The 24,859-nt window shown below is 69.6% G+C and carries 26 protein-coding genes and 2 pseudogenes; 9 read left to right on the top strand and 19 right to left on the bottom strand.

Going from position 1 to position 24,859, the window contains the following annotated elements; all coding sequences use genetic code 11:
• Positions 1–215: 215 nt before the first annotated feature.
• The 6 genes from ACGFSA_RS31455 to ACGFSA_RS31430 form a co-directional block, all read right to left on the bottom strand.
• Complete coding sequence (locus ACGFSA_RS31455) at positions 216–683, bottom strand: ATP-binding protein (RefSeq protein ID WP_393309441.1); 468 nt, start codon at positions 681–683, stop codon at positions 216–218.
• Between the two features lie 275 nt (positions 684–958).
• Positions 959–3,058 (bottom strand): xanthine dehydrogenase family protein molybdopterin-binding subunit, encoded by a 2,100-nt coding sequence (locus tag ACGFSA_RS31450; RefSeq protein ID WP_393309440.1) that lies wholly within the window; start codon positions 3,056–3,058, stop codon positions 959–961.
• Between the two features lie 18 nt (positions 3,059–3,076).
• The gene (locus ACGFSA_RS31445) at positions 3,077–4,063 is read right to left on the bottom strand and encodes an FAD binding domain-containing protein (protein ID WP_393309439.1); all 987 of its coding nucleotides are present in this window, start codon (positions 4,061–4,063) and stop codon (positions 3,077–3,079) included.
• Positions 4,060–4,626 (bottom strand): 2Fe-2S iron-sulfur cluster-binding protein, encoded by a 567-nt coding sequence (locus tag ACGFSA_RS31440; protein ID WP_393309438.1) that lies wholly within the window; start codon positions 4,624–4,626, stop codon positions 4,060–4,062. The genes ACGFSA_RS31445 and ACGFSA_RS31440 overlap by 4 nt, the downstream gene beginning before the upstream one ends.
• A 96-nt stretch (positions 4,627–4,722) precedes the next feature.
• Positions 4,723–5,109, bottom strand: coding sequence for a hypothetical protein (locus tag ACGFSA_RS31435; protein ID WP_393309437.1), 387 nt, complete (start codon positions 5,107–5,109; stop codon positions 4,723–4,725).
• A complete protein-coding gene (locus tag ACGFSA_RS31430; protein ID WP_393309436.1) occupies positions 5,106–5,312 on the bottom strand; it encodes a hypothetical protein in 207 nt (68 codons plus the stop codon). Before ACGFSA_RS31430 ends, ACGFSA_RS31435 begins: the two co-directional genes overlap by 4 nt.
• A 289-nt stretch (positions 5,313–5,601) precedes the next feature.
• Between ACGFSA_RS31430 and ACGFSA_RS31425 the strand changes: the two genes are divergently transcribed.
• From ACGFSA_RS31425 to ACGFSA_RS31415, 3 genes are all read left to right on the top strand, one after another.
• The gene (locus tag ACGFSA_RS31425) at positions 5,602–5,934 is read left to right on the top strand and encodes a DUF6479 family protein (protein WP_393309435.1); all 333 of its coding nucleotides are present in this window, start codon (positions 5,602–5,604) and stop codon (positions 5,932–5,934) included.
• A 206-nt stretch (positions 5,935–6,140) separates the two neighbouring features.
• On the top strand, positions 6,141–6,992 hold the full coding sequence (locus tag ACGFSA_RS31420) for a VOC family protein (RefSeq protein ID WP_393309434.1): 852 nt from the start codon (positions 6,141–6,143) through the stop codon (positions 6,990–6,992).
• A 157-nt stretch (positions 6,993–7,149) separates the two neighbouring features.
• Complete coding sequence (locus tag ACGFSA_RS31415) at positions 7,150–7,539, top strand: VOC family protein (RefSeq protein ID WP_393309433.1); 390 nt, start codon at positions 7,150–7,152, stop codon at positions 7,537–7,539.
• Between the two features lie 71 nt (positions 7,540–7,610).
• Here the strand turns inward: ACGFSA_RS31415 and ACGFSA_RS31410 are convergent, their stop codons facing one another.
• The 6 genes from ACGFSA_RS31410 to ACGFSA_RS31385 all read right to left on the bottom strand — a co-directional run bounded on the left by ACGFSA_RS31410 (position 7,611) and on the right by ACGFSA_RS31385 (position 11,388).
• Positions 7,611–8,111: a GNAT family N-acetyltransferase gene (locus ACGFSA_RS31410; protein WP_393309432.1), complete on the bottom strand. Its 501-nt coding sequence runs from the start codon at positions 8,109–8,111 to the stop codon at positions 7,611–7,613.
• Between the two features lie 42 nt (positions 8,112–8,153).
• Positions 8,154–8,558: a DUF1992 domain-containing protein gene (locus ACGFSA_RS31405; protein WP_393309431.1), complete on the bottom strand. Its 405-nt coding sequence runs from the start codon at positions 8,556–8,558 to the stop codon at positions 8,154–8,156.
• A 61-nt stretch (positions 8,559–8,619) separates the two neighbouring features.
• Positions 8,620–9,531, bottom strand: a complete 912-nt coding sequence (locus ACGFSA_RS31400) for a hypothetical protein (RefSeq protein WP_393309430.1) — start codon at positions 9,529–9,531, stop codon at positions 8,620–8,622.
• Between the two features lie 107 nt (positions 9,532–9,638).
• A complete protein-coding gene (locus ACGFSA_RS31395) occupies positions 9,639–10,436 on the bottom strand; it encodes a tyrosine-protein phosphatase (protein WP_393309429.1) in 798 nt (265 codons plus the stop codon).
• Positions 10,437–10,559: 123 nt separating this feature from the next.
• Positions 10,560–10,877, bottom strand: a complete 318-nt coding sequence (locus ACGFSA_RS31390) for an SHOCT domain-containing protein (RefSeq protein WP_393309428.1) — start codon at positions 10,875–10,877, stop codon at positions 10,560–10,562.
• Positions 10,878–10,959: 82 nt separating this feature from the next.
• Positions 10,960–11,388, bottom strand: a complete 429-nt coding sequence (locus ACGFSA_RS31385) for a DUF6325 family protein (protein WP_393309427.1) — start codon at positions 11,386–11,388, stop codon at positions 10,960–10,962.
• Between the two features lie 472 nt (positions 11,389–11,860).
• Here ACGFSA_RS31385 and mutA point away from each other — a divergent pair, with 472 nt between their 5' ends.
• The 5 genes and pseudogenes from mutA to ACGFSA_RS31360 all read left to right on the top strand — a co-directional run bounded on the left by mutA (position 11,861) and on the right by ACGFSA_RS31360 (position 18,219).
• Entirely contained in the window at positions 11,861–13,720 is a 1,860-nt protein-coding gene (mutA, locus tag ACGFSA_RS31380; RefSeq protein WP_393309426.1) for a methylmalonyl-CoA mutase small subunit, read from the top strand.
• Positions 13,720–15,921, top strand: a complete 2,202-nt coding sequence (gene scpA, locus ACGFSA_RS31375; protein WP_393309425.1) for a methylmalonyl-CoA mutase — start codon at positions 13,720–13,722, stop codon at positions 15,919–15,921. Before mutA ends, scpA begins: the two co-directional genes overlap by 1 nt.
• Before the next feature lie 12 nt (positions 15,922–15,933).
• On the top strand, positions 15,934–16,932 hold the full coding sequence (meaB, locus tag ACGFSA_RS31370) for a methylmalonyl Co-A mutase-associated GTPase MeaB (RefSeq protein WP_393309424.1): 999 nt from the start codon (positions 15,934–15,936) through the stop codon (positions 16,930–16,932).
• Between the two features lie 9 nt (positions 16,933–16,941).
• Positions 16,942–17,148 (top strand): annotated as a pseudogene (locus ACGFSA_RS31365) (transcription termination factor Rho); the annotation flags it as partial.
• A 72-nt stretch (positions 17,149–17,220) separates the two neighbouring features.
• Positions 17,221–18,219: an aldo/keto reductase family protein gene (locus ACGFSA_RS31360; protein WP_393309423.1), complete on the top strand. Its 999-nt coding sequence runs from the start codon at positions 17,221–17,223 to the stop codon at positions 18,217–18,219.
• Between the two features lie 458 nt (positions 18,220–18,677).
• Here ACGFSA_RS31360 and ACGFSA_RS31355 read toward each other — a convergent pair whose 3' ends face one another.
• The 7 genes from ACGFSA_RS31355 to ACGFSA_RS31325 all read right to left on the bottom strand — a co-directional run bounded on the left by ACGFSA_RS31355 (position 18,678) and on the right by ACGFSA_RS31325 (position 24,670).
• On the bottom strand, positions 18,678–20,039 hold the full coding sequence (locus ACGFSA_RS31355; RefSeq protein ID WP_393309422.1) for an NAD(P)/FAD-dependent oxidoreductase: 1,362 nt from the start codon (positions 20,037–20,039) through the stop codon (positions 18,678–18,680).
• A 133-nt stretch (positions 20,040–20,172) separates the two neighbouring features.
• Positions 20,173–20,517, bottom strand: a complete 345-nt coding sequence (locus ACGFSA_RS31350; protein WP_393309421.1) for a hypothetical protein — start codon at positions 20,515–20,517, stop codon at positions 20,173–20,175.
• A 25-nt stretch (positions 20,518–20,542) separates the two neighbouring features.
• Entirely contained in the window at positions 20,543–22,261 is a 1,719-nt protein-coding gene (gene ctaD / locus ACGFSA_RS31345) for a cytochrome c oxidase subunit I (RefSeq protein ID WP_393309442.1), read from the bottom strand.
• Positions 22,262–22,663: 402 nt separating this feature from the next.
• Positions 22,664–22,798: a hypothetical protein gene (locus ACGFSA_RS31340; RefSeq protein WP_393309420.1), complete on the bottom strand. Its 135-nt coding sequence runs from the start codon at positions 22,796–22,798 to the stop codon at positions 22,664–22,666.
• Positions 22,799–22,855: 57 nt separating this feature from the next.
• On the bottom strand, positions 22,856–23,218 hold the full coding sequence (locus ACGFSA_RS31335; RefSeq protein WP_393309419.1) for a TetR/AcrR family transcriptional regulator: 363 nt from the start codon (positions 23,216–23,218) through the stop codon (positions 22,856–22,858).
• 74 nt (positions 23,219–23,292) lie between these two features.
• Entirely contained in the window at positions 23,293–23,682 is a 390-nt protein-coding gene (locus tag ACGFSA_RS31330) for a Zn-ribbon domain-containing OB-fold protein (RefSeq protein WP_393309418.1), read from the bottom strand.
• A gap of 280 nt (positions 23,683–23,962) precedes the next feature.
• On the bottom strand, positions 23,963–24,670 hold the full coding sequence (locus ACGFSA_RS31325; protein WP_393309417.1) for a TetR family transcriptional regulator: 708 nt from the start codon (positions 24,668–24,670) through the stop codon (positions 23,963–23,965).
• Positions 24,671–24,778: 108 nt separating this feature from the next.
• Between ACGFSA_RS31325 and ACGFSA_RS31320 the strand changes: the two are divergent.
• Positions 24,779–24,859: pseudogene (locus ACGFSA_RS31320) on the top strand (electron transfer flavoprotein subunit beta); the annotation flags it as partial.

The raw sequence follows: 24,859 nt of genomic DNA, 5'->3' as shown, positions 1-24,859 counted from the left end.
GGGCGTGGCTGCGCGCCCGCCCCCCCCCCCCCCCCGGCGCCGCCCCCGCCGCCCCGCCCGGGGGGCGGCCCCCCCCCGCGGGGCGGCTGTGCCGCCGCCCCCCCCCCCCCCCCCGCGCCGGTGGGCAGGCCAGACTTCTTCGCGTACGGACCCGCTTACCGGTCCGGTTGGGGATGCGCGCTGCCCGTTTCGTCGGGCCGGCAGCGGCGGCCGCGTCAGACGAGGGCGGGCTCGGAGACGGGCGGCAGCAGGAACTCGCCCACTCCGGGCAGCGGCGCGCGCGGCACCAGATCGGTATTGCGCGGCGCCTCGGCGTAGCGGGTGAACCAGACGACCTTGCCGTCGAGAGTCCGGCAGGTGCCCCAGCTGTGGCTCAGGGCCATCACACGGCTGAGACCACCGCCGCCGGTGCTGAGCAGCCGCGGCATCTCCGAGCTGTTGTCTGCGACGGAGACCGTGAGGTGCCGTCCGGACCAGCGGAGTTCGACGACGCAATGGTTTTCGTCACCGACGTGCCGGTGGACGTTGGTCAGCAGCTCCTCCACGCCCCGGCACACCGGCCGGACGTGGAGTTCGAGGCTCCAGTGGCGCAGATGCGCGGCGACGATCCGTCGCACCTGGGTAACGCGCTCTGCCGATACCTGGAGTTCGACCAGATAGTGCCGGTCGAGTGGAACGGTCATCGTCGAGGCTCCTCACATCGAGGCCCACCTGCTTCGCCCGCTGAACCAACGACCCCCCGCATACGAAGAGTGAGCAGATGTCACTGTTAGGTCACTCCTTAGGGTGACCCGGTAGGACCGGTTGCGCAACACATAGGCCGACGGGCCGCGGCTACGGGACGGGGAAGCTGTCCCGAAAGCCCTGCTCAGCCCCGGGAGAGGGCTGAGCAGGGCTTGCGCGCCGAGCAGTGTCATGCCCATGAGCTCACTGCCGATGTGCCACGCTTCACCGGGGGTCAGGGCAGATACGGCAGCAGCTTGTCCGGAGTGAGCGGGAGATTGCGTAGCCGGGCTCCGGTGGCGTGCCGCACCGCGTTGCCGATGGCGGCCGCGGCCCCGACGATGCCGATCTCGCCGATGCCCTTGCTGCCCATCGGGTTGAGATGCGGGTCGTCCTCGTCGATCCAGTGCGCCTCGATCTCCGGGACGTCGGCGCAGACCGGCACATGGTAAGAGGCGAGATCGTTCTGCGTGAAGTCGCCGAAGACGGGATCGATCGTGCTGCCCTCGGTCAGCGCCATGCCGAGCCCCATGATCATGCCGCCGATGAACTGGGAGCGTGCGGTACGGGAGTTGAGGATGTGTCCGGCGGCGAAGACGCCGAGCATGCGGCGCACCCGGACCTCACCGGTGCGGCTGTCGACGGCGACTTCGGCAAAGTGCGCGCCGAACGCATGCCGTGCGTAAGGGGATTGCGCAGCCGTCTCCTCCACGGTGTCGGCGGTGACCGTGAGGCCGTCGTCGGGCAGGGGTCCGGTGCGCTCGCGCAGGTGTCGTGCCAGAGCGGTGGACGCCTTGTGCACGGACCAGCCCCAGGAGGCCGTACCCGCGGAACCGCCCGCCAGGGGCGCTTCGGGCAGCGCGCTGCTGCCGATGTCGATCCGGACGTCGGCCACGGGGGTGCCCAGCACGGACGCGGCGATCTGCGCGAGGACGGTGCGGGCGCCGGTGCCGATGTCGGTGGCATTGATCCTGATGCGGTAGGTGCCGTCGGCGGCGGCGTGCGCCGAGGCGCTGGAGCCGGCGATGTATACGGGGTACGTGGCGGAGGCGACGCCTGTACCGAGCAGGAGTGGGCCTTCCTTTCGGACCGCGGGGCTCGGATCGCGGTCGTACCAGCCGAACCGTGCGGCGCCCTCCGCCAGGCAGGCGGCGAGGCCGCGGCTGCTGAAGGGGCGGCCGGTATCGGGTTCGTACTCTGGGTCGTTGCGCAGGCGCAGTTCGACGGGGTCGATACCGAGGGCCACGGCCAGCTCGTCCATGGCCGACTCCAGCGCGTACATGCCGGGGGCCTCGCCGGGTGCGCGCATCCACGAGGGGCTGGGCACGTCCAGGGCGGTCACCCGGTGGCCGGTACGGCTGTGCACGGACGAGTACATCGTGCGAGCCGGTACGGCCGCCTGTTCCACGAACTCCTTGACCGTGGAGGTGTGGGTGATGATCTCGTGGGCGAGCGCGGTGAGGGCACCGTCGAGTTCCGCGCCGAGTCTGACGCGTTGCACGGTGGGGGCGCGGTGACCCACGACGGCGGGCAGTTCGCGTCGAGGCACGGCGAGTTTGACGGGGCGTCCGGTGTGGCGCGCGGCCATGGCGGCCAGGACCGCCTGCGGGCGCGCGGTGCCCTTGGAGCCGAAGCCACCGCCGACGTGTTCGGAGACGACCGTGACCTGTTCGGGCCGGAGTCCGAACACGGTGGCCAGGGAGTCGCGGACCGTTCCGGTGCCCTGGCTGGAGTCATACACGGTCAGCTGCCCGTCGTCCGCCCACATGGCGGTGGAGGCGTGCGGTTCCATGGGGTGGCTGTGCAGGGGCCCGAGCGTGTACGTGGCGTCGATCTGTACGGGGGACACGGCGAAGGCGCGGTCGAAGTCGCCCCGTTCGCGAACGGCAGGGTATCCCCCGTTCACCGTCCGCGGTGTGTATAGGCCCGGGTGGTCCTCGCCGAGCAGGACATCGTGCCCGGCACTCTCGTACTCGATCCGGACGGCCTCGGCCCCGGCACAGGCCGATTCGAAGCTGTCGGCCACCACGAGCGCGACGTGCCGGCCCCGGTGCGGAACCCGGGCGTCCTGGAGGACGGCGAGGACCGGGTCGTCGGGCTGCTTCAGCTTCGGGGCGTTTTCATGGGTGAGGACGGTGTGCATGCCGGGCAGGGCGAGTGCCTCGTCGGTGTGGATCGCCGTGATCCGGCCGCGTACGACGGTGGCCGGTACGGGCCAGGCGTACAGACAGCCCGGCGGAGTGTGCTCGGCGGCGTAGCGGGCGGCGCCGGTGACCTTGTCCCGGCCCTCGATGCGGACCACGGGGCTGCCCAGCAGCTGGGGGGCGTCGCTCATGGTGGGAAGGCCCCTTCCTCAGATGCGGGCGGTGAGTGCGGCCAGTGCGTCGACGGCCAGGCTGCGGGCGAGCTCGACTTTGAATGCGTTGTCGCGCAGCGGCCGGGCGGTCGCGAGTTCGGCGTCCACGGCCCGGGTGAAGGTGTCGTCGGTGGTGGCGGCGCCCCGCAGGATCTCTTCCGCGGCGCGGGCGCGCCAGGGGCGGTGGGCGAGCCCGCCGAAGGCCAGTGCCGCATGCTCGATGCGGCCGTCGCGGACGGTGACGACGGTGGCGACGGAGACGAGCGCGAAGGCGTACGAGGCACGGTCGCGGACCTTGCGGTAGGCGGAGACGGCGCTGTCGGGACGCGGCGGCAGCAGCACCTCGGTGATCAGCTCGCCCGGCCGGATCACGGTGTCGCGGTCGGGGGCGTCTCCCGGCAGCCGGTGGAAGTCGGTGACGGGAACGCTCCGCTCGCCGTCCGGCCCGAACAGCTGGACCGTGGCATCGAGGGCTGCCAGGGCGACGGCCATGTCAGACGGATGGGTGGCGACACATGCCTCGGAGTGGCCGATGACCGCCAGGTCGCGGTGAGCGCCTTCACGGGCGGGGCAGCCGGTGCCCGGTGCCCGTTTGTTGCACGGCTTCGAGGTGTCCTGAAAGTACGGGCATCGGGTGCGCTGCAACAGGTTTCCGCCGGTCGTAGCGGTATTGCGGAGCTGCCCGGAGGCTCCGGAGAGCAGTGCCTGCGACAGAGCGGGGTAGCGGGTGCGCACGGCGTGGTGGGCGGCGAGGTCACTGTTGCGTACGGTCGCACCGATGCGCAGACCTCCGTCGGGGGTGTCCGCCACCTGGTCCAGGGGCAGTCCGCTGACGTCGACGAGGAGATCCGGGGTCGCCACACCGAGCTTCATCAGATCGATCAGATTGGTGCCCCCGCCGAGGAAGACGGCCCCAGGGTGGCAGGTCATCGCGCTGACCGCCTGGTCAGTGGTGCGGGCGCGCAGATATCCGAACGGTTTCACGGCGCCACGTCCTCGATCGCTTCGACGATGCGCGGGTAGGCGCCGCAGCGGCACAGGTTGCCGCTCATCCGCTCACGGATCTCGGGGGCGGTGAGCCGCGCCGGGGCGGAGCCGTCCTCGCCGTCCTCGGTGACGTGGGACGGAAAGCCGTCCGCCGCCTCACCGAGCATGCCGACAGCCGAGCAGATCTGACCGGGAGTGCAGTAGCCGCACTGCAGGGCGTCCCTGGCCAGGAATGCCTCCTGGACCGGATGCAGCCGGTCACCGTCGGCAAGGCCCTCGACGGTCGTGATGCAGGCCCCGTCGTGTGCGACGGCGAGCAGGAGACAGCTGTTGGCGCGCCGGCCGTCGACGATGACGGTGCACGCCCCGCACTGGCCGTGGTCACAGCCCTTCTTGGCGCCGGTGAGACCCAGGTGTTCGCGCAGCGCGTCCAGGACGGTCGTGCGGTGATCGAGCGTCAGGGTCCGTGCCGTGCCGTTGATGTGCAGCGCCAGGGTGGAACGGTGACGGGTCTCCCCCCGCTGTCCGGAACTGTCCTCCCGCTCGCTGGTGGGATCCACTCGCCCGCACCTCTCGTCACTGTGACTTTGGGTGCTTTATACCAGATGTGCACCGGCTTTCCGGTTCATTGCCCCGCGCCGGTTCGGTCCCGCGCCCTACCGGCTCTCCAGCCGCAGGCGCACCTCCTCCTCCTGATCACCGGAGACCGTTCCGACGACCTGCACCGCGAAGGCGTCGGCAAGGTGTTTCCTGAGCTCCTCGACCGCCCAGTAACCGCCCTGCACATCGACCTTCACGGGCTTGCCCAGCGCGACGGGACCCGAGACCACCCGCGCCTCGGACACGTCGACGGTCACGGTCCATACCGTGGGGCGCTTTCCCGCCAGGTCCTGCGGCACGTCCACCAGGGCCCGGTCAGTGGCGAAGGCGGCCCGCAGGACGTCGAAGACCGTTCGTGCGTCATCCTTCGCGCATCCGCTGATGGCGAGCGACACCTCCTTTCCGTACCGGCTCTCCTCCGTCTGCGACTGTGTGCTGTTCACGGGGGTTCCTTCCGCTCGGGGTTCTGCCGTACGTCCCCGCGCCGGGGACCGACGGTGTGGACCGGATCCTCGGCGGAGGCCGCGGTCCGTGACCGGAGGCCCTCCGTACGCCGCGACATCGCCGCACGCCCTCTGCCCAGCGGATCGCCGCTGGTCAGCTGTCGGTGGACCGGCCGACGGCCGATCGGATTCGGCACTGCCATCGCATCCCTCCGGCGATCCGGGAATCCTCTCCAGGCTCACCCCACGGCTGGGCGTCGGCGACACGAAGGGGACGGCGGCGGATGGGCACGGCTGCGGCGAAACCCGTGCCGCCCGCCCCGACGGGGGCTACGTCCGGACAGACCGCTCCGCCACGGGAAGGAGCAGTGTGTCCACCGCTCGGCCATCGAGGCCGCTGAGCAACGAAACACTTTTTGACTTATATCCACTTAAAACATGAATTAATAGCTATTACCGAGTGACGGCCGCTTGCCGGGGTATCCGGCATGCATGGACGTTTCGAACGGAGCCCTCAATTCCTTGGCCCTGCCCCTCGCAGACGGGCGGGACGCGACCGGGGTGGTTTTGCCGATTGTCGGAGTGGTCCTGGTGGCCGTGCTGATCGGTGCTGTCTGGCTGGGCAAGCGGCGCCGGGCCGAGGAACTCCCGCCCCCGCGGCCGGACGAGCAGCCGCCGCGGCCGGACCACCGGACTCACCTGGAAGAACGTGACATCCACGGCGACGACAGCTTCCCGGCCGACGGACGGGGGCTCTGGCCCTACGAACTCGGTGACCACGGGAACGAGCCCATTCACCGGGACAGGGACGAGCCACGCGACTGAACCGGAATCCCAGGAGTGACCGCGGGCCGACCACATCCTCCTCGACATCACACCTGCGCCCCGCCGGGCGGAGTGCGACCTGCTTGCCCGCGGCAGCGGCACCGCTCCGGCGTGTGTTGCGGGAGCGGCCGACCGAAGTGAGGCTGGTAGGGGCCCGACGGCCACCGGCACACGCATGCCGCAGACCCGACGAAGGCAGTGGGACCATGACCGGAAGCAAACCCAGGACGGTGTCCGCGCCGGCTGCGCTCACAGGGTCGGCCGCTCCTTGCTGGGTCAACCTCATGACCCGCGACCTGGAATCGGCGCAGGCGTTCTACAGCGCCGTACTGGGCTGGTCCTTCCGTGCGGGCAAGCTGGGCCAGGAGTTCTCCGTGGCGCGCCGCGACGAGGTGCCCGTGGCCGGCATCGCGGCAGTGGCGACGGCCTATCAGGTCGCCGTCGTCTGGACGCCCTACTTCGCCGTCCGGGACGCGGACGTGACCGCCGCACGGATCCGCGAGCGCAGCGGAACGGTCGCGGTGGGGCCGCTGGCCCTCGGCAAGGGGCGCGGGGCGCTGGCAGCGGATCGCGACGGCGCCGTGTTCGGATTCTGGGAGCGCAGGGCGCCGGCGACCTCTCCCCCGGCACCGGACAACTACTCGCACGCCTGGCTCCGGCTGCGCACCAGGAGCGCCTTCGAGGCGGCGATCTTCTATGGCGAGGTCCTCGACTGGGCGACCGGACGCCCCGGCTGCTGCGAGGTGTCGTACGCGAAGGACGAGGTCATCGTGGAGTGCGGCGGCAGGCAGCTCGCCCGCATCAGCTCCGGGGCGGTCGAGGCGGCACCCGATCCGCTGATCCGTCCGCACTGGCAGGTCCACTTCCCGGTGGACGATGTGGCGGCGGCGGTGGCCTCGGCGCGCGAGCACGGGGGCTCGGTCGTCGAGGAGCGGTCGACGACCGAGGGCAGCGAAGCCACGCTGCTGGATCCGGACGGTGGACTGTTCACCGTCACGGACGTCCGGAACCCGGCCGCGGAGGTCGTGGAGGTCACGGAGGCTCCGGAGGACACGTAGACCGGCCGGGAAGGAATGGTTCCGTATCCCCTCCCCCGTACTCACTCGACGGCCCGGCGCCGGCTCGCCTACGATCTTGGGTACGGCATCGCGCGTCGGTCACCGGCCGGGTGAGGCGTGGAGGTGCCCGTGAGATGCCCACTGGAGGCATTCCACAGTGTCAGTCGAACTGAATCACACCATCATTCACGCCCGGAACAAGCGGGAATCCGCCGAATTCCTGGCGAACATCCTCGGTCTGGAAATCGGCGCGGAATGGGGTCCGTTCATCGCGGTCGCCACCGCGAACGGGGTCACGCTGGATTTCGCGACCATTGACGCCGAATCGATCACCGTGCAGCACTACGCCTTCCTTGTGTCGGAAGCGGAGTTCGACGCCGCATACGCCCGCATCAAGGAACTCGGGATCACCTACTGGGCCGATCCGCACCAGAAGCATCCGGGCGAGATCAACCACAATGACGGTGGCCGGGGTATCTACTTCCTCGATCCCGCCGGCCATGCCATGGAGATCATCACGCGTCCCTACGGCGGCTTCGCCTCGTAGCGGGGCCCGGCACACGTGGGGTTCGGCCGGGACCGGGTATCCGGGTCCCGGCGGGGCCCTTCTGCGGTCCGTCAGCCGACCGGGAGCATCAGCTCGGGCCGGTCCCACATCACGGCGGGCGGCCGGGCGGTCTCGGTGCCGGTCCGCTGCGCGCCCACACTGCGGTAGAAGCCCTCGGCGGGCGGATGCGAGACGATGCGGACGCCGGTGAGTCCGGCATTCCGCGCCTCGCCGCACAGATGCCGGACGAGCAGGCGGCCGATCCCGAGGCCCTGAGCATCGTCGGCGACGAACATCAGGTCCAATTCCGGCGGGTCGAGGATCAGCGAGTAGAAGCCAAGCAGCCGACCGGAACCGGACTCCGCCGACTCGACGGCGGCGAAGACCCGATGCGTCTCGATGTAGTCGGCTCCCACCCGGTATCCGGCGACCATGGGCGCGTAGGGCCCCTCGTAGGCACGGGAGTTCCTGACCAGCCGGGTGAGACGCTTCGCGTCGCCCGCCGTCGCCCGCCGGACCCGCACCGCGCCGCGGCCCATCTCGCCACTCGACGACGTAACACTCGGTCTCATAGAGGGAGTATTACGCATCAGTGGACGGGCCGCCGCCCGGACCTACCCCGAGCCGCGTCCGTCACGCCACTCCCCGACCACCGCGTCGATGTCGAACGGGCGCAGATTCAGCAGCGGCCCCGGCGGCGGCCGCCGGATCGCCGCCTCGATCTTCTCGTTGACCTCGGTGAGCATCCGGCGCACCTCGGCCTCCGAACGCGCTCCGGACACCGCCTCGCGCACATCCTCCGCCTCCTTGCGCAGGGCCAGGGCCGGCGGGAGCATCGACACGCCTTCGCGCTGCATCTTCGCCTTGATCCACCAGGCTTCGTCGTACGGGCGGTCGATATCGGGCAGCGGCTTGCCGAAACCCGGCAGTTGGGAGAAGTCGCCGCGCTCCTCGGAATCGTGGATCTGCTTGTCGACCCATGATTCGAAGCTGACGCCCGGGGGTTTGCGCTCGGTCACCGTACGCCCCTCTCGGAGAACCCGTGATCCCGTCCCTCCACGATACCGAGGGCCGGGCCCCTCAATGCTGGTGCCCACTGTTCGCCTCGGTCCGGGCCGTCATCGAGGGCTTCACCTCGACCGTGAAGGCGGCGGTGCGGACCTTCCCCTCGTGCTGGAAGTCGAGGAACAGGCGGTACGTCCCCGCGCTGGGCGCCGTCGCCGTGAAGGAGACCACCGGTCCGGGGCCGCCGTCGTTCGGGTGGACATGCAGATAGGCGAGGTCCCCGGAGCGCAGGGCGACAAGGTGCCCGTAAGCACCGAGATAGGGCTGCAGATCGGTGACCGGCTTTCCGTTGCGGCTGATGGTCAGTTCGAGTTCGCTCTCCCGGCCGGCCCGGAGTTCGCCACCGAGGGCGACCCGGTAGCCCTCGACCTCGGCCGTGCTGCGGGCGGCCGGCGGAGCGGCGGGGCGGTAGGCGCCGGAGACCGGGAGATCCGCGCCCAGCGTGACGTTCTTGGCGCCTTCGGCGGCCGGGGTGAAGTCCGCGAATGCCCGGTAGTCACCGGCTTTCGGCAGATCGACGGAGGTCGACCAGGTGCCGTCGGCCGCTCGGACGGGGTGCAGATGCCGGTACTCGGTGAGGTCGCGCGAGGCGAGGATGAAATGCAGTTCCTTGCCGTGTTCGCTCCGGAAGGCGGTGACCTTGCGGCCGGCGTCGTCCTCGATCGCGAACCGGATCCCGGTCCGGCCGCCCGCGGCGACCTCGGGTGCGTCGAGCGCCAGCGTGTAGCCGTCCTCGGATATCTGCAGTCCGCCGGGCCCGTGCTCGGCCGCACCGTCCCGCCCGGTGGCGCCGTGGCCGCTGCGCTGCTGCGGCGCGTGAGCGCCGGTGGAGACCATCGGGTCGACCCCCTTGCCGACGCCGTACGCCGTCCCGAAGGTCGCAGCAAGCGCGGCGGCAAAGACGGTGATCTTCAGTCCGTTGTTCATGACGGCCTCCATCGACAGGGAAGCAGGCGCTTCCGACAGGCCAACAACATACCCCCTAGGGGTATCAAGTCAACCCACGGACGCCCTGTCGACGGCCGGCTCCGGGATCAGGCGGAGACCACGAGCCGGCTCCGCAGCCGCTCCACCACGGGCTCGGGGATCCGCAGCCCGTCGCGCACATATCCGTCGAGCCCGCCCCACCGCTCGTCCATGGCATCCAGGGCGACGTCGAGATAGCGGGGGCGGACCTCGATGATCGCGGCGGCGATCTCCGGGTCGCCACCTGCGTCCAGAAAGCCCTGCACATACGGCCGGAAGGCGGCCCGCACCACCGGATTCACGGCAAGAAACTCGGCACGTACGACCTCGCGCGAGGCCCCGACCATCAGCAGGAGCAACGCGGTGGCCCAGCCGGTGCGGTCCTTGCCCGCCGTGCAGTGGAAGAGCACCGGACGGGCCCCGTCGTCCGCGGCCGTCTCGACGAAGGCCCGGTACGCGGCCGAGGCGCCCGGCGACAGCACCATCTGCCGGTATGTCTGCGCGAACAGCCCCTCGGCCTTTCCGCCCCCGAGCAGCTCGTCCGCGGCCACCCGGTCGGCGAGCAGCGCGCGCAGCCGGGCGGGTGCCACGCCCGGCTTGTCACCGAGGACGTCGGCGACGAACAGCCGGGCTCCCGGAGGCAGACGGTCCGGGGCCGCCATGCGCTCATCCGCGGTCCGCAGGTCGATGACCGTACGGATGCCGAGGGCGGCCACCGCCGGGTCGCGCACCGTGTCGAGTTCACTGAGCTGACCGGAGCGCACCACCGCACCGGGCCGGACGCGGCGGTCGGGACCCAGCGAAATGCCGCCCAGGTCGCGCATATTGATGACGGTGGCTGCCGGAACGGGCCTGGCGGTCTGCACGATGAACTCCCCTTATTCCGGACATGGCTGATCCATTGATTCGGCTCGGCCGAATCAACTCGCAGGCCGCCGGGAGATCGACAAAAGAAAACGCCGGGAACGGGGCGGTGGGCGGCGGCCGGGTCAGCCTGCCAGAATGTTCGCCTTCTGCGCCTCGAACTCGGCTTCAGTCAGAACGCCTTGCTTCTTCAGCTCGGCCAGCCGTTCCAGTCGGTCGAGAAGGTCGTCCGCCGCAGGCGCGGACGGCGCCATCTGCTGCTGCATGGCCTGTTGCTGTTGTACGGCCCGCTGTTCCTCCACCCGTTGCTGTGCGGCCACCTCCTGGGCTCCCCGCTTCTGCTGCTGATGCCTCTGGACCCGTCCACCGACCGCCGATGCGGTTCCGGCGACGACGGCTGTGCGCGCGACGGCGCCCAGCAGTCCCGGTCCGCGGCGGTTCATGCCCGGTCCTCGGAAAATCGGCATGATGTGCGCCCCTTCCAGTGCGATGCGGTGATGGCGACGGTCGGCGGGCGGGACGGGTTCAGCCGGCGGAACCGGAGGCGGCCACGGCCGCTTCCGCGACGTCGGCCGGGATCCGCTCATGGGCCACCAGCTGGCCGCCCGAGGCGCGAACGGCCTCCGTGAGCGGTACCGCCCACAGGTCCTCCCACACGATCAGTGCGGCGGAGCTGCCCCGGGGCACGCTCTCCCCGAGGGCGCGGATGTCCTCGCTGTTCAGCAGGCCGCTGACCACTCCCTCGACCGGCTCGAAGGACACCAGGTCATCAGGGTCGAGGTCCTCCAGTTCGACCATGTCGAGCGTGCCGTCCTCGGCGCGGTACACAAACGTGAGGTCGAGGATTCGCACTGCCTTCGAGGCGACCACTTCCGCCAGCGCCGGCGCGATCGCCCCGGTGAAATGACTGCCGGGGAATGCGACGACGATGTACTCCACTGGTCCCACAGCCACGGGCATTTCCTCTCCTGAAGGATGGAATGCCAGCAGCATAACTTCGGTCATTTAGTGCCGCACTGCGACAATCTGCCCGTGGCGACGACCTCTGCAGCCGCCATGGGCAGGGAACGACGGGGTGACCTCGGTTGCCTTGACGCGGGTCCACACGGCCGTACCCGCGGTGAGCCCCCATTCGGCTGCTGTTCCGGGGGTGACCTCGGTGACCGTATCCGACGTCCCGGCGGAGATGATCAACACTCGGAGTCCACTGCCGACGGCAGTCGGTCGCGGACCGTGCCCGGCCGGACGTGACGAGGGCCGCCCTCGGGCCTGTCACGGCACATGCCAGCAGGAGTCGAGAGAACACCAAGGTCTTGACGAATCTCCGACTACGCCACCGTCCGTACTGGATCAAGCGCGTGGGGAGAGGGCAAGGTCACAGGCGGTTCCCCTGCTGCTCATCTGAGCCTTCGCCTAGCATCCAGGCATGACGGTCCTGCCTGCTGACGGGCTTTCGTTGGCCGCCGAGTTCCCTGATCCAGCCCATGAGCAGTGGCAGAGCCTGGTCGAAGGTGTGCTGCGCAAGTCGGGCAAGGATGTTGCGGGTTCGGCCGCCGAGGAAGCGTTGTCCACCACGGTGGAGGACGGGCTCATCACCCGCCCTCTCTACACCTCGCGCGATGACGCGCCCGATGCCGGATATCCGGGCTTCGCTCCCTTCACCCGCGGCAGCAAGGCCGCGGGGAACACGGTGGGCGGCTGGGACGTAAGGCAGCGGCACAGCCTGATGGATCCGGCCCGGCTCAACGAGGCCGTGCTCGCGGATCTGGAGAACGGTGTCACGTCGCTGTGGCTGACCGTCGGCGGTACCGCGGGTGTACCGGTGTCCGGTCTGACGCGAGCGCTGGACGGTGTCTACCTCGATCTGGCCCCCCTCGCGCTCGACGCGGGCGGTGAACTCGACGCCGCGGCCACGGAACTACTCCGGCTGTATCAGGCGCGCGAGGTTGCCGCGGCATCGGTGCGCGGCAGTCTCGGCGCGGATCCGCTGGGGCAGGCGGCGCGCAGCGGCGAGGCTCCGGATCTGGCGTCCGCCGTGCACTGGGCGGAGCGGTGCGCAAAGGAGTACCCCGGGCTGCGGGCTCTGACGGTGGACGCGCTGCCCTACCACGAGGCCGGTGGCTCGGCCGCCCAGGAACTGGGCAGTTCGCTGGCCACGGGTGTGGCCTATCTGCGGGCGCTGACCGGGGCGGGGCTCTCCGTCGAGGCGGCCTGCGCGCAGGTGGAGTTCCGGTACGCCGCGACGGCCGACCAGTTCCTGACCATCGCCAAACTGCGGGCGGCACGCCGGCTGTGGGCGCGGGTGGCCGAGGTGTGCGGGGCTCCGGGCGCCGGTGCACAGCGTCAGCACGCGGTGACGTCGCCGGTGATGATGACCCGTCGCGATCCGTGGGTGAACATGCTGCGGACGACGCTGGCGTGCCTGGGCGCGGGAGTCGGCGGCGCCGACTCCATCACCGTGCTGCCGTTCGATCACGCGCTGGGTCTGCCGGACGCGTTCGCCCGGCGCATCGCCCGCAATACGTCGACGATCCTGCTGGAGGAGTCACATCTGGCCCGGGTCATCGACCCGGCGGGCGGCTCCTGGTACATGGAGCGGCTGACCGTCGAACTCGCCGACGCGGCCTGGGCGTTCTTCCAGGAGATCGAGCGAGCGGGCGGCCAGGCCGCGGCGCTGGGCTCCGGCCTGGTCGGTGAGCGGCTGGCAGCCACCTGGGCGGCGCGCAGCAAGGATCTGGCACGGCGCAAGGAGCCGGTCACCGGGGTCAGCGAGTTCCCGCAGCTGGCGGAGCGTCCGGTGGAGCGCGAGACCGCTCCCGGCGCCGGTGACGCGTCGGCCGGCCTGCCGGTGGTCCGTCGTGACGAGGCGTTCGAGGCGCTGCGCGCGCGGTCGGACGCCCATCTGGCGGCGACGGGCAGCCGCCCACGGGTGTTTCTCGCCGCGCTCGGACCCGCGTCGGCGCACACCGCGCGGGCCACGTTCGCCGCCAACCTGTTCCAGGCGGGCGGGATCGAGCCCGTGCACGACCCGGTGTCGGTGGACGCGTCGACGGCCGCCGGAGCCTTCGCCGCCAGTGGGGCAGGTGTGGCGGTGCTGTGTTCCAGCGACGCGCTCTACGCCGAGCAGGCCGGTGCCGTGGCCTCGGCGCTGCGCGCGGCCGGTGCGCAGCGGGTGTTCCTCGCGGGCCGGCCCGCCGAGTATCCCGATGTCGACACGTACGTCTTCGCGGGCTGCGATGTGGTGGCCGTGCTCTCCTCCGTTCTCGACCGTATGGGTGTGGCGTAATGCGGATCCCCGACTTCTCCGACATCGAACTCGGGCCGGGCACCGGCGCCGAGGGGTCCGAGGACCAGTGGCGCACAGCGGTGAAGGAGTCCACCGGCGACCCCGAAGGCGATCTGCTGTGGGAGACGCCGGAAGGCATCTCGGTCAAGCCGCTGTACACCGGGCGTGACCTGGAAGGGCTCGACTTCCTCGGCACGTACCCGGGTATGGCCCCGTATCTGCGCGGTCCCTACCCGACGATGTACGTCAACCAGCCCTGGACGATCCGCCAGTACGCGGGCTTCTCCACGGCCGAGGAGTCCAACGCCTTCTACCGCCGCAACCTCGCGGCCGGGCAGAAGGGACTCTCCGTCGCCTTCGACCTGCCGACCCACCGCGGCTACGACAGCGACCACCCGCGGGTGACCGGCGATGTCGGCATGGCGGGCGTGGCAATCGACTCGATCTACGACATGCGCCAGCTGTTCGACGGCATTCCGCTGGACCGTATGACGGTGTCGATGACGATGAACGGCGCGGTGCTCCCCGTACTCGCGCTGTACATCGTGGCCGCCGAGGAGCAGGGCGTACCGCCCGAGAAGCTGGCCGGGACCATTCAGAACGACATCCTCAAGGAGTTCATGGTCCGTAACACCTACATCTATCCGCCGAAGCCCTCGATGCGGATCATCTCCGACATCTTCGCGTACACCTCGCAGAAGATGCCGCGCTACAACTCGATCTCCATCTCCGGCTATCACATCCAGGAAGCGGGTGCGACGGCCGATCTGGAGCTGGCGTACACCCTCGCGGACGGGGTGGAGTACCTGCGGGCCGGGCGGGACGCCGGTCTCGATGTCGACGCGTTCGCACCGCGGCTGTCCTTCTTCTGGGCCATCGGCATGAACTTCTTCATGGAGATCGCGAAGCTGCGGGCGGCTCGGCTGCTCTGGGCGAAGCTGGTCAAGGAGTTCGAGGCGAAGAACGCCAAGTCCCTTTCGCTGCGCACCCATTCGCAGACATCGGGATGGTCGCTCACCGCGCAGGACGTGTTCAACAACGTCACGCGGACCTGTGTGGAGGCGATGGCCGCCACTCAGGGGCACACCCAGTCGCTGCACACCAACGCCCTCGACGAGGCCCTCGCGCTGCCGACGGACTTCTCGGCGCGGATCGCCCGGAACACCCAGCTGCTGCTGCAGCAGGAGTCGGGTACCGGCCGTGTCATCGACCCGTGGGGTGGCAGCGCGTACGTGGAGAAGCTGACGTACGACCTGGCGCGACGGGCCTGGCAGCACATCGAGGAGGTCGAGGCGGCGGGCGGGATGGCGCAGGCCATCGACGCGGGCATCCCAAAGCTCCGGGTGGAGGAGGCTGCGGCCCGTACGCAGGCCCGGATCGACTCCGGGCGGCAGCCGGTGATCGGGGTCAACAAGTACCGGGTGGAGACCGATGAGCAGATCGATGTGCTCAAGGTCGACAACTCTTCGGTGCGATCGCAGCAGATCGAGAAGCTGCGGCGGCTGCGCGCGGAGCGCGACGAGGGCGCCTGCCAGGCGTCGCTGCGAGCACTGACGGCGGCTGCCGAGCGCGGTCCCGGTCCGGGCCTCGACGGCAATCTGCTGGCGCTCGCGGTCGACGCGGCCCGCGCGATGGCCACGGTCGGCGAGATCTCGGACGCACTGGAGAAGGTGTACGGGAGGCACGCGGGCCAGATCCGTACGATCTCCGGTGTGTACCGCAACGAGGCTGGGGAGTCGCCTTCCGTGGACCGTACCCGGACGCTGGTCGACCGGTTCGAGGAGGCGGAGGGGCGCCGTCCGCGCATCCTGGTCGCCAAGATGGGCCAGGACGGCCACGACCGGGGTCAGAAGGTGATCTCCACGGCCTTCGCCGACCTGGGCTTCGACGTCGACGTCGGCCCGCTGTTCCAGACGCCGGCGGAGGTGGCGCGGCAGGCGGTCGAGGCGGACGTTCACATCGTGGGTGTCTCCTCGCTGGCTGCCGGGCACCTCACTCTCGTGCCGGCGCTCCGTGAGGAGCTGGCCGCCGAGGGCCGCGACGACATCATGATCGTCGTGGGCGGGGTGATCCCGCCGCAGGACGTCGAGGCGCTGCACGAGGCGGGTGCGACGGCCGTGTTCCCGCCCGGCACGGTGATCCCCGACGCCGCCTTCGATCTGGTGACGCGGCTCGGTGCCGCGCTCGGCCATGAGCTGTGAGCCGCTGACCCGATGGCTCCGACGATCGATATCGACAGCTATGTGAAGGGAGTGCTCGACGGGAAACGGGCGCACATCGCGCGCGCCATCACTCTCGTCGAGTCCACCCGCCCTGATCACCGGGCGCTGGCCCAGCAGTTGCTCCGCGAGCTGCTGCCGAAGTCCGGTAACGCCCGGCGCATCGGCATCAGCGGGGTGCCCGGGGTCGGGAAGTCCACTTTCATCGACGCGCTCGGCACGTTGCTCACCGGGCTCGGGCACCGGGTCGCGGTGCTGGCGGTCGATCCGTCCTCCAGCCGCACCGGCGGCTCCATCCTGGGCGACAAGACCAGGATGGAGCGGCTCGCGGTCGATCCGGCGGCGTTCGTACGCCCCTCCCCCACTGCCGGGACACTGGGCGGGGTGGCCAAGGCGACCCGGGAATCCATCGTGGTGATGGAAGCCGCGGGTTACGACGTGGTGCTGGTGGAGACGGTCGGCGTGGGCCAGTCGGAGACGGCCGTGGCCCAGATGGTCGACACGTTTCTGCTGCTCACGCTGGCCCGTACCGGCGATCAGCTGCAGGGCATCAAGAAGGGGGTCCTGGAGCTGGCGGACGCCATCGCGGTGAACAAGGCCGACGGTCCGCACGAGCGGGACGCGCGTGCGGCGGCCCGTGAACTGGCGGGCGCCCTGCGGCTGATGCACCCGGCCGACGCGGCGTGGACTCCCCCGGTGCTGACGTGCAGCGCCCGTGAGTCGACCGGTCTGGACACGTTGTGGCAGCGGCTGGAGCAGCACCGTGCGCTGCTGGACTCGACGGGGCGGCTCGCCGCGAAGCGGCGCGAGCAGCAGGTCGACTGGACCTGGACGATGGTGCGGGACGAGCTGCTGGACAGTCTGCGCAGCCATCCGGAAGTCCGCGCCCTCACACCGACTCTCGAACAACGGGTGCGCGACGGTGAGTTGACGGCGACACTCGCCGCCGAGGAGATCCTCGCCGCGTTCCGGGGCGAGGCGCGCAACGGCTGATCCGCGGACCCGGCCGTGCACATTCCGCAGTCCGGCACCCGCCGCGAGGAACTGTTGCTCCCCGCCGCCGAACTGGCCGCCGTCCGAGGTCTCCGGCGCGCGCTGCACACCCGGGACGCGCAGGCGGCCCTCGAAGCGCTGCTGGACAGGATCCGGCAGACCCCCGACAACGCGACATTCCTCCGCCGCATCCACGGCACCGTCCCCGGTGCCTGAGCCTTCCCGGCGCAACAGAATTCCTCCGCATAGCATGACGTGTTCACGTATCAGCACAGGGAGAGCAGGCACATGGAATTCCGCCGACTCGGCCGCAGCGGTCTGACGATCAGTGAGATCGCCTACGGGAATTGGATCACCCACGGCTCCCAGGTGGAGGAGGACGCGGCCGTCGCGTGCATCCGCGCCGCCCTGGACGCCGGAATCACCACCTTCGACACGGCGGACGTCTACGCCGAGACCCGCGCCGAGGCCGTCCTCGGCCGGGCGCTCAAGGACCAGCGTCGCGAGAGCATCGAGGTGTTCACCAAGGTCTACTTCCCTACCGGCCCGGGGCAGAACGACCGCGGTCTGGGCCGCAAGCACATCCTCGAATCGATCGACAACTCCCTGCGCCGGCTGCAGACCGACTACGTGGACCTGTACCAGGCCCACCGCTACGACCACTCCACGCCGCTGGAGGAGACCATGGAGGCGTTCGCCGACGTGGTCCGCTCCGGCAAGGCCCTCTACATCGGCGTCTCCGAGTGGACGGCCGACCAGCTCCGCGCCGGACACCGGCTGGCCCGCGAGCTGAACGTTCCGTTCATCTCCAACCAACCGCAGTACTCGGCGCTGTGGCGGGTCATCGAGGCCGAAGTGGTGCCCGCCTCCGAGGAGCTCGGCATCGGTCAGATCGTCTGGTCGCCGATCGCCCAGGGCGTGCTGACCGGCAAGTACAAGCCGGGGGCGCAGCCTCCGGCCGGCTCTCGGGCGACCGACGAGAAGGGCGGTGCGGACTTCGTCGCCGGGTGGCTCCGCGACGACGTCCTGGAGCGCGTCCAGCAGCTGCGGCCGCTCGCCGACGAAGCCGGTCTGAGCCTTGCCCAGCTGGCCGTCGCCTGGGTGCTGCAGAACTCCAACGTCTCCGCCGCGATCATCGGCGCCTCCCGGCCCGAGCAGGTCACGGAGAACGCGAAGGCGGCGGGCGTGACGTTCGACGCTGACCTCCTCAAGGCCATCGACGACGTACTGGGGCCGGTGGTGGAACGCGACCCGGCGCTGACCGCGGGCCACGGGGGCAACGACTGAGAGCCTGTCGGGTGACCTTCGATCGGAAAGCGGACGCGGTCTGGTGCGTGCGATTCCAAGGCGCTGGAAGGTCCTCGTAGCGGAGCTACTAGGGCATTTCGGCAACGCGGGAAGCGTGCGTGCCAGGGCGTGGCCGCCCGATCAGAGGTCACCCGACAGGCTCTGAGTCGACCGGTCACCCGTTCGGGGAGGGCCGGGCCGCCGTCCGGGTGGCCCGGCCCTCCCCGTACGGGGCGTTCCGACGGCGTGTCGGCGTGCGCCCCCGGTCACAAAGGGCATAGGGACTTTGCCCCGGCCAGGTCCTTGACGGGGTAGATGATCGTCTTGATGCCTGCGGTCATGGCGTGCTCTGCGTGTCGCGTGTTCTGCTGCCTGTCACTGCGACGGAACTCCGCCCGTCGATGCTGTGACACGCGCCGCCGGAGCAATGTGACCGGACCCGCTGAGGAAATCCGAAATCAGCCGCGGGCGGTCATCGACGCCGTGTGCTCACGGACCTGTGCCGGCGTGAGGTAGGCGTTCGTGTACTCGAAGTCGCGCAGCGTGGCGGGACGCCTGGCCTGGAATCCGGTGCGTACGAAGTCGTCACCGGCGATCGCGTTGAGCATCCAGTTGGTCATGACGCGGGCCTTCGCCACATTGGTGCGCAGCGCCGCCCAGTGATAGCCGCGGGCCACGGCCTGCGCGGTGATGCCGTGCATCTCGATGCCGAGCGGCTTGGAGACCGCGTCCTTGCCGCCGAGGTCCACGACGAGCCCGAGGTCCCTGTGGACGTACGGCTTCAGCGGCTGGTGGCGCAGAGTTGCGATCAGGTTGTCGGCGAGCCTGCGCCCCTGGCGCGCGGCGTGCTGCGCGGTGGGCGGGCAGACCGCGCCGTCGCCCTTGACCAGGTCCGGTACGGCGGCGGCGTCGCCGAGCGCGAAGACGCCGTCGAACCCCGGCAGGGTCATCTCGGGTGTTACCGCCAGCCGGCCTCGTACCGTTTCGGCGTCGAACGTGGCGACCAGTGGGCTCGCAGTGACACCGGCCGTCCAGATCAACGTGCGGCAGGGCAGTACGCGGCCGTCGGTGAGCGTCACCCTGTCCGGTCCGGCTTCGGCGACGGAAACGCCGAGCGACACTTCGATGCCGCGCTCGCGCAGGATTGCCAGGGCGCTGAGTCCGAGCTTGTCCCCCAGCTCGGGCATCAGCTTCGGAGCGATGTCGACCAGGTGCCACTTGATGAGCTTCGGGTCGAGCCGGGGGTACTGCCCGACGGCGTTCATGGTGAGCCGCTGCAGACACGCCGCGGTCTCAGTGCCCGCGTAGCCGCCGCCGACGACGACGAACTGCAGCCTGGAGGCCCGTTCGTCCTCGTCGTGGCTGGCGTCCGCCAGGTCGAGCTGGGCGATCACATGGTCGCGTACGTACGCGGCCTCGGCCAGCGTCTTCATGCCGCGGGCGTTGTCGAGCAGCCCCGGGATGTCGAACGTACGGGTGACGCTGCCGGGGGCGAGGACGACGTAGTCGTACGGTTCGTCGACGATCTCGTCGGTGATCTTGCGGATGACGCAGACCTTCGCCTTCGGGTCCACGCCGATCGCTCCGCCGGGGATGATCCGGGTGCGGTACCGACGGCTGCGGCGCAGCGACACCGCGACGGACTGTGGGGTGAGGACGCCCGCGGCCACCTGGGGCAGCAGCGGCAGATAGAGCTGGTAGGAGAACGGGGCGACGAGCGCGATGTCCGCCTCGCCGAGGTTGAGTCCGCGCTCCAGGCGGCGTACGCACTCGACCCCGGCAAATCCGGCGCCGACGACGAGGATCCTGGGTCGTGCCACGGTGTTCGTCCCTTCTCGGGTCTGCGCGGTGGCCCGTACTCCTGCCCGGTCACACGCGCCCATCACCCCACATCCTCACGAACCACGTCCGACTTCGCCCGCTGAGGGCGGCGGAACGGACGACGGCGGGGAGTCAGCGGGTCAGCAGGGTGAGGGCTGTGCACGTGCCGCTGACCGCGCCTGCGGTGACGACAGCGGTCGCGACGCAGCGTGCTCTGAGCGCGCGGTAGCGGTCGTTGTACTCGCCGCGCAGTTCGATGGCGCGGTCCGAGATCCGGGACAGCATCGCCCGGGATGCGGCAACCCGGTCCGCCGTGTAGACGCGTTCCACTTCCTCACACTGGGCGGTGGTGAGCCAGGGCAGCTCGCCGGTGAACCGGGCAGCCCGTCTGCGCGCGTCCTCGACCTCGGCGTTCCACAGCAGGTAGCCCTCCATCTGTGCCATGCCGCGGGCGGTGCTGTCCTTGTCGTCGTCCATTCGTCCTCCTTTCACCGGGGCTCCGTCACGCGGGGTTCTGCCCCGGACCCCCGGGGGTGGTGTGCGGGTGGTTCCGCGCCTCGTCGAGGGTGCGTACGGCGGGGTGGTGCAGGTCGAACGCCGGGGATTCGGAGCGGATCCGCGGCAGGGTGAGGAAGTTGTGCCGCGGCGGCGGGCAGGAGGTTGCCCACTCCAGCGAACGGCCGTAGCCCCACGGGTCGTCGACGCCGACCGGCTTGCCGTACTTGGCGGTCTTCCAGACGTTGTAGAAGAACGGCAGCAGCGACAGTCCGAGGAGGAAGGAGGAGATGGTCGAGATCGTGTTCAGCGCGGTGAACCCGTCGGCGGCGAGGTAGTCCGCGTAACGACGCGGCATACCCTCGGCGCCGAGCCAGTGCTGCACCAGGAACGTGCCGTGGAAGCCCACGAACAGCGTCCAGAACGTGATCTTGCCGAGCCGCTCGTCCAGCATCTTGCCGGTGAACTTCGGCCACCAGAAGTGGAATCCGGCGAACATCGCGAAGACCACGGTGCCGAAGACCACGTAGTGGAAGTGCGCGACGACGAAGTACGAGTCCGAGACATGGAAGTCCAGCGGGGGCGAGGCCAGGATGACGCCGGTCAGACCACCGAAAAGGAAGGTCACCAGAAAACCGATGGCCCAGAGCATCGGTGTCTCGAAGGACAGCGATCCCTTCCACATCGTGCCGATCCAGTTGAAGAACTTCACACCGGTCGGCACCGCGATCAGGAACGTCACGAACGAGAAGAACGGCAACAGCACACCACCGGTGACGAACATGTGGTGCGCCCACACAGTTGCCGAGAGGCCCGCGATGGAGATGGTGGCGCTGATCAGACCGATGTACCCGAAGACCGGTTTGCGGCTGAAGACGGGAATGATCTCGGTGACGATACCGAAGAACGGCAGAGCGATGATGTACACCTCCGGATGGCCGAAGAACCAGAAGAGGTGCTGCCAGAGCAGTGCGCCGCCATTGGCCGCCTCGAAGACCCGCGCCCCGAACTTGCGGTCCGCCTCCAGCACCAGAAGGGCCGCTGCCAGCACCGGGAAGGCCAGCAGGACCAGCACGGCGGTCAGCAGGACGTTCCACACGAAGATCGGCATCCGGAACATCGTCATGCCCGGGGCGCGCAGGCAGATGATCGTGGTGATGAAGTTGACCGAACCGAGGATCGTGCCGAATCCGGAGAAGGCCAGGCCCATGATCCACATATCGCTGCCGATGCTGGGCGAATGGACAGCATCGGTCAGCGGGGAGTAGGCGAACCAGCCGAAGTCCGCCGCCCCCGCCGGAGTCAGGAAGCCGGCCACCACGATGATCGAGCCGAAAAGATACAGCCAGTACGCGAACATGTTCAGCCGCGGGAACGCCACGTCGGGCGCGCCGATCTGCAACGGCATGATCCAGTTCGTGAACCCGGCGAACAGCGGCGTCGCGAACATCAGCAGCATGATCGTGCCGTGAATCGTGAACAACTGGTTGAACTGCTCTTTCGACAGGATCTGCAGGCCGGGACGGGCCAGCTCGGCGCGCATGAGGAGCGCCAGCACACCGCCGACGACGAAGAACGCGAACGAGGTGACCAGGTACAACGTTCCGATCGTCTTGTGATCGGTGGTGGTCATCCACTTGATGACGACATTGCCCGGTTCCTTGCTCCGTACCGGCAGTTCGTTCGCGTACGACTCGTCTGTCTCGTCCGCCCCAGCTGTGCCCATCGTCGCCACAACGACGCTCCTTCGATCGGTCCTTCGCGGGCGGACTCGGCACCCGGCGGGGCGCCGCTCCCACCGGGGTGGCCGGCAGGTCCCCCGGCGCTTCGCGCCAGTTTCCTGGTGCAGCAAACCAGCCACGGGACCGACGTGGGCTGCCTGGCGCCCGCCATGGCGTGACATTCACCCATCAGGGTGTGCTGACCAGCCTCGGTGTCCGGTCCGGATCAGCCATGCGCTCGGCGGTACCAAGGGGCGGCCGGGGCGTTCGCTGCCGTGCGCGCTCCGGCATCCGGCGGCACGGGCGTCACCGTCGGCGGGGCCACCGGTGCCGTCGATGTCATGCGTCCCCAACTCGGCTTCCGTGAGCATCCGTTGCGGTGCACATGGTCCCGTCAACCGCCGTGTTCACTCCGCGGCCGGGCGGCGCTCGTCGAGAAGCAGCGCCGTACCGAGATCCGGGAGGCGGGCCGCGATGTCCGTCCGCTCGCCGATGCGCCCCGTGCGTGCCACGTTGTCGACCCTGATGAGCATCGCGTTCACGACGATCTTCGCCTCCGCCGCATCGAGACCCGGCCGGACCTCGTCGAGCGGGCGGACTCACAGCGCCGGGCAGTCCCGCTGCGTCTGACGCGCCGCCCTGCGCTCCTTCTCCGGGAGCCGGTCCGGCTCTCCGACCAGCACACCGATCAAGTGACTCTGTTTCAGGGCGACTTCGATGCACGAGCGGAGCAGCCCGTCCAGGCTCCCACGCGGGCCGGCGGCGTTCGCGAGCACCTGTGCGGTACCGGCCCTGCGCTGCTCCCCGCCGCGCACCACGGCGGCGACGAGCAGATCGGACTTGCTCGGGAAGCTCTTGTGAATGCTGGGCCCGGAGGCGCCCACCGCCTCGCCCATGTCTGTACCCGAGCCCGTCAGGTCCCGGCCCACGACGCCGATTCTGCCGAACTCGCGCATGCTCATGCTCGTGTGCCGTCTCTCAAGGCAGCCCTCGGCGCCGTACGGGTCCGGGGCATCCGGTTGCTTCGGGTACCGGTCTACTGCCATTCGGCATACACGCCGGGGTCGCAGAGTTCGAGGACGATCTCGCCCGTCTCCGGGGCGGCTTGCGCCACGGGGCGCACCCGTGCGCCGACGTGCACCAGGTGCGGCGCGGCGCCCACGACACGGCACCGGAACACAAAGCCTTCGGGCAGCCGGACGAGGGACTCGTTGCGTGCCGCCTCCGTGTAGCGGTGCACCACGCTGGTCCGCACGACGACGCCGAGGCCGTCACTGCGTACGGAATCCAGATCGCTCGACGCGCACACAGGGCACAGAAGCCGCCTGAAGGACGCGGTGCCGCACCAGCGGCAGTGCTGATAGATCAGTCCGGCTTCACCCTGCGCCGTCGGCGCGGCATCGATCGCTGAATCGGAATGGGACACGTCTCGACCCCCTGAACTCGGCTCGGTGCGTCAGCGTCGTGGCTCGACACAGACGCAGGCACACCATATGGCACTGAGTGCCGAGACGTAAAGGTACTGAGTTCCTTCTCTGCGATTAGGTCCTGTCCTGTCGATCTTCGTGGATCAGCCCGCGGCGTCCGGTGCGGCGCATCGCAAGGCGGAGGATCGTCCTCGTACCGGACGTACCTGGGCGACCCCGACAACGCGGCGAGGTGCCGCGCCAGGCGTTCCGGGCCCACGAAGACCGGCAGGACAGGACCTAGTCCTCGGCGAGAGCCGACTCGACCCTCTGCACCACACGCCACATCGGCGTGCCCTTCGAGGCGACCACCACGACGACCTCGTCGTCGTCCGCGGTCGGCCCTGCGGGGCCCGCGGCCTTCGCCCCCCAGACTTCCTGTACGACACCGAGGGCATGGTCCACCGCGGTCTCGGCGTCACCCTCACCACCGGAACGCAGCCACGAGCGCAGGCCGTTGTTGTGAGCGGCGACCACGGCAGCGGCGATCACCTCGGCGTGCAACGGGCCGTCCGGCGTGCCGGCGTAGCGGCCCCGCAGATATTCGGCCAGCGTCCGTTCGTAGCGGCGCACCACGGACAACTCGTAGGTGCGCAGGCCGGGAACCTCCCGCGTGAGGTGATAGCGCTGGACCGAGAACTCCGGATTCGCCGCATACATCCGCAGGACGAGCCGGGCCGCATCGCACACCGTGCTCACCGGGTCGCCCTCGTCGGCCGCCTCCAGGAGCGCGGTCATGTCGGCGAGGCAGCGCTCGTGGTCGGGGAAGACCACGTCCTCTTTGGAGGGGAAGTACCGGAAGAACGAACGCCGTCCGACCCCGGCCCGCGCAACGATGTCGTCCACGGTGGTCCGCTCGAAGCCGCGCTCCAGGAAGAGCTGGAACGCCGCTTCGGCGAGCACCTCCCGCATGGGGGGTTTCTTCACTGGTCTGCGCGCCTCGGTCATGCCGGGAACCTAACACCAAAACCAGCCGTTCGGCACTACGTACCTTTACAGAGGGTACTGAGTTCCATATGGTCATCTCAGGACCCACACCCAGGTAGGAGAGCCGGCGTGAGCTTGAGGATCGTTGTCTGTGTGAAGTATGTGCCCGACGCCACCGGTGACCGGCACTTCGCCGATGACCTGACGCTG

The organism is Streptomyces sp. NPDC048496, from assembly GCF_043200055.1.
Lineage (GTDB): Bacteria > Actinomycetota > Actinomycetes > Streptomycetales > Streptomycetaceae > Streptomyces.
This window is presented reverse-complemented; position numbering and strand designations above follow the sequence as displayed.